This window comes from Pseudomonas meliae, from assembly GCF_001400515.1.
Classification (GTDB): domain Bacteria; phylum Pseudomonadota; class Gammaproteobacteria; order Pseudomonadales; family Pseudomonadaceae; genus Aquipseudomonas; species Aquipseudomonas amygdali.
This window is the reverse complement of record NZ_LJQT01000116.1, coordinates 1-10,072: the sequence shown is the minus strand read 5'-3', so window position 1 is coordinate 10,072 and position 10,072 is coordinate 1. Positions and strand designations below refer to the sequence as shown.

General features: G+C 61.3%; 7 protein-coding genes and 2 pseudogenes. All 9 read right to left on the bottom strand.

Translation table 11 applies throughout. The features are described from left to right. Positions 1 to 657 (bottom strand): annotated as a pseudogene (locus ALO64_RS05345) (DeoR/GlpR family DNA-binding transcription regulator); the annotation flags it as partial. Between the two features lie 39 nt (positions 658 to 696). Next, entirely contained in the window at positions 697 to 1,383 is a 687-nt protein-coding gene (locus ALO64_RS05340) for an SDR family NAD(P)-dependent oxidoreductase (RefSeq protein WP_044317781.1), read from the bottom strand. A 54-nt stretch (positions 1,384 to 1,437) separates the two neighbouring features. Then, positions 1,438 to 2,562 carry a sialidase family protein gene (locus ALO64_RS05335; protein WP_005731524.1) on the bottom strand — a complete coding sequence of 375 codons (1,125 nt, stop codon included), beginning with the start codon at positions 2,560 to 2,562 and terminating at the stop codon, positions 1,438 to 1,440. Continuing rightward, positions 2,549 to 3,964 (bottom strand): sodium:solute symporter family protein, encoded by a 1,416-nt coding sequence (locus tag ALO64_RS05330; protein WP_044345096.1) that lies wholly within the window; start codon positions 3,962 to 3,964, stop codon positions 2,549 to 2,551. Before ALO64_RS05330 ends, ALO64_RS05335 begins: the two co-directional genes overlap by 14 nt. Before the next feature lie 78 nt (positions 3,965 to 4,042). Beyond that, complete coding sequence (gene pdxA, locus ALO64_RS05325; protein WP_005731526.1) at positions 4,043 to 5,077, bottom strand: 4-hydroxythreonine-4-phosphate dehydrogenase PdxA; 1,035 nt, start codon at positions 5,075 to 5,077, stop codon at positions 4,043 to 4,045. Further along, a complete protein-coding gene (locus ALO64_RS05320) occupies positions 5,070 to 6,329 on the bottom strand; it encodes a four-carbon acid sugar kinase family protein (RefSeq protein WP_044345097.1) in 1,260 nt (419 codons plus the stop codon). The genes pdxA and ALO64_RS05320 overlap by 8 nt, the downstream gene beginning before the upstream one ends. Then, on the bottom strand, positions 6,326 to 7,495 hold the full coding sequence (locus ALO64_RS05315) for an iron-containing alcohol dehydrogenase (protein WP_005731530.1): 1,170 nt from the start codon (positions 7,493 to 7,495) through the stop codon (positions 6,326 to 6,328). Before ALO64_RS05315 ends, ALO64_RS05320 begins: the two co-directional genes overlap by 4 nt. 10 nt (positions 7,496 to 7,505) lie before the next feature. Further along, complete coding sequence (gene dapA, locus ALO64_RS05310; protein WP_010212556.1) at positions 7,506 to 8,384, bottom strand: 4-hydroxy-tetrahydrodipicolinate synthase; 879 nt, start codon at positions 8,382 to 8,384, stop codon at positions 7,506 to 7,508. 170 nt (positions 8,385 to 8,554) lie between these two features. Next, a pseudogene (locus tag ALO64_RS05305) lies at positions 8,555 to 9,864 on the bottom strand (MFS transporter). Between the last annotated feature and the right edge of the window lie 208 nt (positions 9,865 to 10,072).

Here is a 10,072-nt window from a genome sequence, read left to right as displayed (position 1 = left end):
AACGGTGTCCAGTGCTGCTGACGCGCGCGGCCCAGCTTGGTGATGTCGGCCAGTACGAAAACCTGTGCAGCCCGCGCCAGCATGTTTTCCTTGAGGTACGCCTGCTCGGCGCTGGCCTCGCACAGGCCCAGTTCAGCCACCACACCGTCGGCACTGATGAACAGTTTGTCGGCGCTCAGGTGTTCCAGCGCTGCCTGCGCCGCCACCCCATAAGTCGACATGCTCGATGCCCGCAGTGTGCCGCCCAGCACGGTAATGCGCCCATCGGGTATCAACGCCAGATCGCTGAGTGCCAACAGGTTGTTGGTGATTACATGNNCGCTGGTTGAGAATGTGCGCCAGCGCGCTGGTGCTGGTGCCGCCTTCAAGAAACAGTGTGTCGTGATCGTTGATATGCGCCAACGCGGCACGGGCGATGTCCATTTTTTCCTGGCTGTGCTGGCGGCTTCGCTCTTCCAGCGAGGTTTCCGGTTCGCGCTGGCCGACATGCGCCGCGCCGCCATAGGTGCGCAGGATCAAGCCATCTTCGGCCAGGGCTGTGAGGTCGCGGCGTACGGTGGCTTCCGAGACGCCCAGTTGGGCGCACAGCTCGTCCACATTGGATTTGCCGGAAAGAACCAGTTCGAGTATCGCTTGACGACGGTTGGCGACTTTCATTACAGCCCTTGCGTTAAAGCCTGGAAACGGGATGCAACCTTACAACGACGCACCGCCGCACACCACCAGGCTTTGCCCGGTAATTGCACCCGCGTCGGGGCCAAGCAGAAAGGCCGCCAGACCGGCGATTTCATCCGGTTGCACAAAGCGGCCTATGGGCGGTTTTCGCGGTGGCGTGCCACTGCGTCCGGGGGCCAGCAACATGGGCGTTTCGGTGGCACCAGGGGCGATCAGGTTAACGGTGATGCCGCGTGGCGCCAGTTCGATGGCCCAGGAACGAACCATGCCTTGCAGCGCCGCTTTGCTGGCAGCGTACTGACTGCGTCCGGCGGCACCCTGCATGGTCCGGCTGCCGATCATCAGAATCCGCGAACCGGCGCGCAGCCGTGGGTACAGCGCGTTGACCATGTGACTGGCAGCGGCGACATGCAGATGCCACATGGCCTGGCCATCGGCGGCGTTCAGCTCGCCCAGCGGCGCGGTGCGCATGAAGCCTGCCGCATGGATCAGCGCATCGATGTGCTGCGTCTGTTGCAGCGCCTTGTCCAGCGCGGCGAAGTCATTGAGGTCGCACTCGCGCCAGGTGAAGTTCGGGTGTTGCAGGTCCGGCGCACGCCGGCTCAGACCGGTGACCTGCAGGCCCTGTTCCAGCAGGCGCGTGACAATGGCTTTGCCGATGCCGGAGCTGGCACCGGTGACGAGTACGGACTGAATCGGTTCGGGCATGACATGGGTTCCGCAAAGGTGTCGATCGGCAACAGGCCAATCGACGCGGGTGGGTCAGCGGATCGCGTTCAGCGGCAGGTGGACATGCTTGATCTTCTGCCGGAAGTAGGTGAACGCGACGTGCAGGCTGCCATCGGCGGCCTGAATGATGCTGGGGTAGGAGAACTCGCGATTGAGCTTTTCCTGCGAGTTGTTGGTCAGGCAGAAGCCGTCACCCAGCTCCAGGTCCAGCCGGGTTGGCCAGCTGTGCCCGCCGTCGCGGGAGATCGCCAGGCTCATCGGTGCGCGGGGGATGCCCCACACCGCTGCCTTGCCGTCCTGACGTGCGCCCGGTGTGACGCGGTCGTCGCCCTCATCCTCTATTTCGTCGTACAGCGAGGCCCGGCGCTGGGCGTGGCCTTCGGCACTGACCGGGTTGTAGACCAGGGCCAGTTCGTCGGTCGCCAGCTTCACGAACTGGATCGACGAGTTGTTGTTAGGCAGTTCGGTCGGCGTCGGGGCGCTCCAGGAGCGGCCACGGTCGGTTGAGCGGCTGCTGTAGATGAAGTCCGCCCAGCGGCTGCGGAACAGGCCGAGCAGGCTGCCATCCGGCAATTGATGAACATTCATGTGCACGCTGCCAGTGCTGTCCGGCACATCGTGGCGCGTCCAGCTGTGGCCTTGATCGGTGGAGATCATCACCGCGCTGACATCATGGTTGCCGACCCACTTTTCGCCGGGCCCGGTGATGCAGTACCAGACCGGTAGCAACCAGTCGCCGTTATCCAGCACCACTGGCGGCTGGCGCACAAAGGTGCCGGGCTCGTCGAACAGGGTATCAATCGGCCCCCAGCTTTGGCCGTTATCCAGTGACAGACGACGGCGGATGATGGCGGTCTCCTGATTGCCGGAAATCTGTGCTGTCCAGATCAGCCACAACGGGCCACCGGGTGCCTGGAACAGAATCGGGTTCTGTTCCGAGCGGGACGAATCTTCGGACATTTTCTGTGGCTCGCTCCAGACGCCGGTGGCCGGGTCGCGGCGCGACAGCAGCACGAAGATGTCTGCCATGCCCTCCTGAGTACCGGCGAACCAGGTGCACAGGAGGGTGCCGTCGGCCAGCTCGTGCAGGTTCGCGGCATGGTTCTGCGCGTAAGGCGTCGGCAGGAACGCGTCCTGGCGGGTATCAGCGGTTGGCATGGGGAACCTCGGTTTGAGCAGGTTTGGACGACGCGGACTGCGGCAGCAGTCGCTCGATGGCAATGACGATAGCCGGTGTCACCAGCGCGATATACATGTTGTCGATGCCGTAGGGGTTGTCCAGCAGATACCAGACGCTGGTGGTGATGGCTGAAGCGATCAACCCCAAGGTAGCGCCTCGGCCCGAACCGAAGAACGGCAAGTAGATCGCGATCATGGCGACCACGGCAATCGACAGGCGCAGGGCACGGGTAAAGAACGACAGGTTAAGGATCTCGGGCACGAAGAATACGAAGAACAGCGGCACAAAACCGATCACCAGTGCAATCAGGCGGGTGGTTTTGAACTCCTGATCCACCGACGGCTTGCGCCACGGCACGTAGAAGTCACGGACCACCAGCGAGGCGATGGCCAGCGCCACGGTGCTGACGCTGACGAAAATCGAGGCAACCAGCGAGATGGTCACCACGCCAGCCAATACCGGGCTCATCGATTGCAGGAAGATCGGCAGGGCGTACAGGCTGCTCATTTCCGGGTGCAGGTATTTGGAGGCGACACCGATGAAGCCCAGCGCCAAGGCAATCGGGATGCACAGCAGCGAGGCGTAGAAGGTCGAGCGGCGTGCCGCGTTCTGATTCGGGGTCGAGGAGATGGCCTGAATGATGAACTGCGTGGAGAAAATCGCGCCGACCGTGCCGATCATCCAGGCCATGATTTTCGAGCCGCCGATGGCCCCGTCCCACGTGAAGTAATGCTCGGGCATGTTCTGCACCACGGGGCTGAAGCCGCCGGTCATTTTCAGCGCCACACCCAGCACGATCAACACACCGATGTATTTCACGCCGGTGTGCAGGATGCTCATGTAGGCCACGCTTTTCAGGCCGCCGAACACGTAGTACAGCGTGCTGATGATCGCCGTAATGAACGCCGCGGTGGTCAGGTTTATTTTCAATACCGTGGCAATGGCTGCCGCGCCGCTGACGTAGTTACCGACGTTCACCAGCAATAGCGCGTAGATCATGATGATCGAGACCGCGAGCTTGGTGGAGGTGCCATATTTTTTGGCGATGAAGCCGGAAATGGTGAACTCTCCGGAGCTGTACAGTTTGCGTGCCATCAACAGGCCGAACAGCGGAAAGCCGATAGCCGCGGCAATCACCGACCAGGAGGCGGCGAAACCACTCTCGAAAGCGGCCTGTGCCGTACCGACCGTAGACTTGGCACCGATGAATTCAGACATCATCAGCACGCCGACGACGAAGGCGGGCATGGTGCGCGAGGCGACCATGTATTGCTCGCTGGTCTTGCTGCGCAGGCGCATGCTCATCCAGGTGGTTAGGACGATATAGACGACCACCATGCCGATGATGATCGAGGTGTCTTGCGCGTTGAAGGTATCCATCAGTCTCGCTCCATTGTTGTTGTTCTGGCGCGTTATGGGGTGCCGCTGGGGATCGTTGGGTCAGTACCGGTAACGACCTCAGACGGCGATGGAATTGCGGGTGTCGCGTTTACGGGTTGCCAGTTCCACGGCCTGACGCATGGCTTCGATAAGGCTGCGTTCGTCGGCAATGCCTTTGCCGGCAATGTCGAAAGCGGTGCCGTGGTCCACCGAGGTACGAATGACCGGCAGGCCGATGGTTACGTTGACGCCGGCTTCCAGGCCCATGACCTTGACCGGGCCGTGGCCCTGGTCGTGGTACATCGCAACCACTGCATCGAAGTCGCCACGTCCGGCGCGGAAAAACAGCGTGTCGGCGGGCAGCGGGCCTTCCACACGCCAGCCGCGGGCGTGCAGTTCATCGATTGCGGGCTGAATCTTGGTGGCTTCCTCGCCATAACCGAACAGGCCGTTTTCCCCGGCATGCGGGTTGATGCCGCACACCGCGATCAACGGATTTTCGATACCGGCGCGGATCAGTGTTTCCCGGGCGCGTTCGATGGTGCGCTTGACCAGCCCTGGCTCGATCCGCGCAATGGCATCGATGATGCCGATGTGCGTCGTGACGTGAATGACGCGCAAGGTCGGGGTCATCAACATCATCGAGACTTCTTCGATGCCCAGCAGGTGCGCGAGCATTTCGGTGTGGCCGGGGAAGATATGCCCGCCTGCGTGCAGAGCTTCCTTGTTCAGCGGGGCGGTGCATATGGCGTCCAGCTCTCCGGCCTGAGTCAGTTGCACGGTGCGCTCGATGTAGCGGAAGGCTGCATTGCCGGCCACCGCTGACAGTTTGCCGTAGGGCAGGTCAGCGGGTATCAGGCCCAGATCGATGCAGTCCACCGTGCCCTGGGTGAAACGGGCTTCTGCAGGGCTGGCGATGCTGTTGACGCGCAACTGGCTGCCGACGATGCGGTTGGCGTCTTCCAGGCGTTGGGCATCGCCGATCACCAGCGGACGGCAGGTGGCGTACACCGAGGCGTGGGTGAGCATTTTCATGATGATTTCCGGTCCCACCCCGGCGGCGTCGCCCATGGTGATACCAATGACGGGACGTTCAGACAGACGCTCAGACATAGGAAGCTTCCTCGTTGAAAGGGGTGCCGGTCGCAGCCGGTGCGTGGAGCATTTGCCAGGCGGTGAGCAAGGTGTCGGGGTAGCCGACCCCCCCGGCTTTGGTCACGACATTGAACGTGTGCTTGCCCAGTCGGGCCTCGGCCAGAACCACGCCGGTGGCCAGTTCGCCAAACAGCGTCAAGCGTTTGATATCCGCTGCAATCAGAATGGCTCTGGCGGTTTCGCCACCGGTGGCTACCACTGAACCGGCATGGGGCAGGGAGGGGGCCAGCCACTGCGCCAGCGCGTTGCTCAATGTGGCCGCCTGCGCCGGGTCGCGTTGTTGTTGATCGAGGCGTACCAGCACATCTCGCCCGGTAGCCAGATGCTCTTGGAGTTGCAGGTATGCTGCGGCGCGCTCGGCGTGCGCATCTTCATTGAGTAACATTGCCGGTTGCAGTGTCAGGCACAGTGGCTTGCTGGCCTGTGCGAGTCGGTCGGCCTGGGCCTGGGAATGCCGGGACATGCTGCCCACCACGGTCAGCACCGGAGAACGCGGCTCGACCTTGATCGGCAAGGCTTCGGCCAGCTCGAAGGCGTGCGGTAGATGGCGAGCCAGCCCGGCCGAGCCGACCCAGAACAGTTCGTCATGCCAGGCCACCGATGCCTGGGCCAGTTGCAGCAGGTCACTGTCCAGTTCTGCATCGCAGACCAGCGCCTGCACACCCTGTTCAAGTGCGTTGCGCAATGTGGTTTTGAGTCGTGAAGAGTCACGTAGGGTGTCCAGGCCGAGCCACTGGGTACGCAGGCCCTGCGCGACAAACAGATCCAGCAGGTTGCCGGTGCCGTGCAGGTTCTCGTTGCGCCAGACATCGCTCTGATCGACTGGCACACCGTCAATCAATTGCACGCCCTGAACGGTCGTGCGCTGCATGGCCGGGAACGCCGGAGCGACCAGCGCCATGCCGCGCAGGCCTTGCAAGGCATCGACCTCACTGGCGACGTTGCCGCGCAGTGTGGAGTCGATTTTCTTGTACAGCGCCATACCGATTCGGGATTGCTGTTGCAGGGCTGCGCGGTTCTGTTCGGCGGCCTGTTGCGGGTCAAGGCGACGTGAGTCGGCATCAATGGCGATCACCCCCGACAAGTCTTTGGCATTGCCGGTCAGGACCACATGAGTGTCGATCCGTGAAGCAAAGTCCGCTGCGCAATCGGCTGCCCCCGACAGGTCGTCAGCAATGATCAGCAGGCCCGGAAATTCGGCGCGGCTCATGGCAGCAGGCACCGATACAGTTGCTGGATATCATCCAGGCTGAGGACTTTGGGGTTGTTGGTCATCAGGCGTGTGACCTTGGAAGCCGCTACCGCCATGTCCGCCAGATGCTCTTCGGCAACCCCGAATTCACGCAGGTTTTGTGGGATGTTCAGCACCTGGGTCCATTGGCGAATCTGTCCGATCAGCTTGTGGGCAGCGGTCTCGTTACTGTCGTCCTGCTGTGCCACGCCGCAGACCAGTGCCGCACGCTTGAGGCGTTCGGCGCAGCTGTCCAGGTTGAAAGCCATCACGTGAGGCAACAGCATGGCGTTGGCCACGCCGTGGGTGACTTGAAACTTGCCACCCAGCGGGTAAGCCAGTGCATGCACCGCTGCGGTTCCGGCGGCGGTCAGCGCCAGGCCCCCATACATCGAGCCCAGCAGCATGTCGCCACGTGCGCGAACCGATTCCGGTTGTTGCCAGGCTTCGACAATGCTGCCTGCGATCAGGCGCATCGATTCCAGCGCAAACGCATCGCTGATCGGGTTGGCCTTGGTGGAGATGAAGGACTCCAGCGAGTGGGTGAAGGCATCCATGCCGGTCGCGGCGGTGATCGGGCGCGGCAGGCTGAGGGTCAGCAGCGGGTCGAGAATGACCAGCGTCGGCAGCAGATGACGGCTGACGACGCCTATCTTCAGTTCTTCATCGGGCAGAGTGACGATGGCATTGGGCGTCACTTCCGACCCCGTACCGGACGTGGTCGGGACCAGCACCATAGGCTTGCCGGGGTGAGTCACCTTGTCGATGCCCAGCAGGTCTCTGAGCGGTGTGTCGTTGGTCAGCATGACGGCGAACAGCTTGGCGGCATCCAGCACGCTGCCCCCGCCAATCGCGATCAGGGCGTCCGGGGCGTGCGGCGCGACATCTTCGCGGAATACCCGCTCGATATTTTCCAGCGTCGGTTCGATTTCGACGTTATCAAGCATGTGCACACGGATATTCTGCGCACTGAGTTGCTCGGTGACGCGCTGGGTAACCCCCAGGTTATGCATGGCGTTCTGAGTAACCAGAATTACGCTTTTGACCGGCACATCGAGCAGCGGCAGTTTTTCGCTCAGCAGGTCGAGGCTGCCGGGACCGTGGAGCAAATGTTTCACAGTCTGGAAGTGGTAGGTAGCAGACATCGCGATTACCTCAGGCTTGGCGGTAGACGGCCAGCAGGTTCTGGAGTTTTTCCAGTGCGGCGGCATCGAGCGGCTGCACGGGCGCACGGCACGGGCCGACCGGGACATTGAGCAGTTGCGTTGCGGTTTTCAGCACCACCGGCATGGTGCCCAGCGCGAAGGCATCGCGCAGCGGGCGCAGGGCTTCCTGCGCGGCACGGGCCGCTTCATGGTTGCCTGACTGGAAGTTGTTCCAGATCGACATGACCACCTCCGGCACGGCGTTGGCGGTTGCGGCAATAGCGCCGTCACCGCCAGCCAGCAGGTTCCAGTAGATCAGCGAGTCGGTTCCGGCGAACACCGCAAAGTCGTCGCTGCGGTACTGCATCATCTGCACCAGTGCGTCGAAATTGCCGGCGCTGTCCTTGATGCCCTTGATCTGCGGATGCTGGCTGAGGGTTGCCACGGCACCGATGCCGATCGACATGCCGGTCTTGGCCGGGATGTTGTACATCATCAGCGGCAGCTCGGCAGCGTCGGCGATGGCTGTGTAGTGCTTGATCAGTTCGGACTGGCTGATGGCATTGAAGTACGGCGTGATGATCGACAGGGCATCTGCGCCCACATCAATCATCTTTTTGTTCATTTCAATCACTTCGTGCGTGGCGAACGCGCCGGTACCGACCACAACCGGCACACGTCCTGCCGCGGCTTCGACAGTGATTAGAGCAATTTTGAGTTTTTCCGATTCGGAAAGGGTGAAGAATTCGCCATTGGTGCCCAGTACGAAAAGCCCGTGAACGCCTGCATTCAGGAGGTTTTCAATCAGATTGCGCAGGGCTTGCTCGTCGAGTTGCTGATCAGCGGTGAAGGGTGTGACCAGAGCTGGAATGATGCCGCGAAATTGCATGGCCAGGTTCTCGTTTTATTTTTAGTAAAACGATAATGATTGAATCAATCATTGCTGGCAAGCTTTTTGATCGTTTTTTTCATGTTTGGGTAGGGTTTCTGCCTGAAAGTGACAGGTTCAATCAAAAAGCCAGGCACATGGCCTGGCTCAAGAGAACGGTGTGGTTAAGTTCAGGCGGTCGCCGCAACCTTGCCTTTCGATTGACGACTGACTCGCAAGGCCACCAGGCTGCCGACGATGGTCAGCGCGGCCAGCGAGTACAGCGCCAGAGTGGTCGAGCCGGTCTGGTCCTTGATCCAGCCCACCAGATACGGGCTGAGGAAACCTGCCATCTGGCCGATCGAATTGATCAGCGCCAGCCCGCCCGCTGCAACGCTGGCGCTGAGCAGTGCGGTTGGCAAGGGCCAGAACATCGGCAGGCTGGTGAGGGCACCCATGGTCGCGATGGTCAGGCCGAGAATGGCGATGATGGGCACTGTCGCGAAGTTGGCGGCGATGATCAGGCCCGTGGCACCCATCAGCATCGGCACCACCAAATGCCAACGGCGCTCATTGCGCAGGTCGGCGGAGCGGCCGACCAGCAGCATGAACACGCCTGCCATCAGGTAAGGCACGGCGCTGATCCAGCCGATCACCAGGGCATCGCTGAAACCGAGGTTCTTGATGATTGACGGTAGCCAGAAGTTGATTGCGTAGACACCGCTCTGAATGCAGAAATAGATAAAGCCCAGAATCCATATGAACGGCATGCTCAGCACCGAAGCCACCGAGCTTTTACCCTGCACCGGACGGCTCAGTTCATCGTTGGTGATATCGGTCTTGACCCGCTGGCGCTGCTCAGGCGTCAGCCAGCGTGCGTCCTCGACCTTGTCACAGAGCAGAACGAACGCCAGCACACCGAGCGCCACGGTCGGCAGGCCTTGAATCAGGAACATCCACTGCCAGCCCGCCATGCCGCCCTGACCCGCTGCGAAATGGTTGAGGATCCAGCCGGAAAACGGACCGCCCAGCAGTCCGGAGACCGGAATGGCCGACATGAACAGTGCCATGATCCGTCCGCGACGCTGGTTCGGATACCAGCGCGAGAGGTACAACACGATGCCGGGGAAGAAGCCGGCCTCTGCCATGCCGGTCAGAAAGCGCAGGACGTAGAACTCGACTGGCGTGGTGACGAACAGCAGGCAGGTCGAGAAGATGCCCCAGGTAATCATCATCAGGCCGATCCAGCGGCGCGGCCCGAAGCGGTTCAGCGCCAGATTAGCACGTAGCCAATGAAGAAGATACCGGCACCGAGGCCATAGACAGTCTCGCTGAAACTCAGGGCGTCGAGCATCTGCAGCTTGGCGAAACCGACATTCACGCGGTCCAGGTAATTGAACAGGTAGCAGATGAAGATAAATGGAATAAGGCGCAGGGTGATACGACGGTAGACATGATTGCCGTCAGCGTCGCCCGCCTCGTGGGTCGAGGTAGCGGTCATGGCGTGTGTTCCTCTGTGCTTGTTGTTTTTATGCAGCTATGGAGCTGTCAGGTGCACTGCCGATCATAGGGTGGCGTCCATGAAAACGCTTTGGGGTTTTGCACGGCTGTGGAGGGCGTGCGTTGTGTGATTGCACAACGCAGGGCTCTGCGCAGGCCTGCATCAGGTGGCTGCGCATCCTCTTGGCGAGGGAGTATCAGTTTTTTTG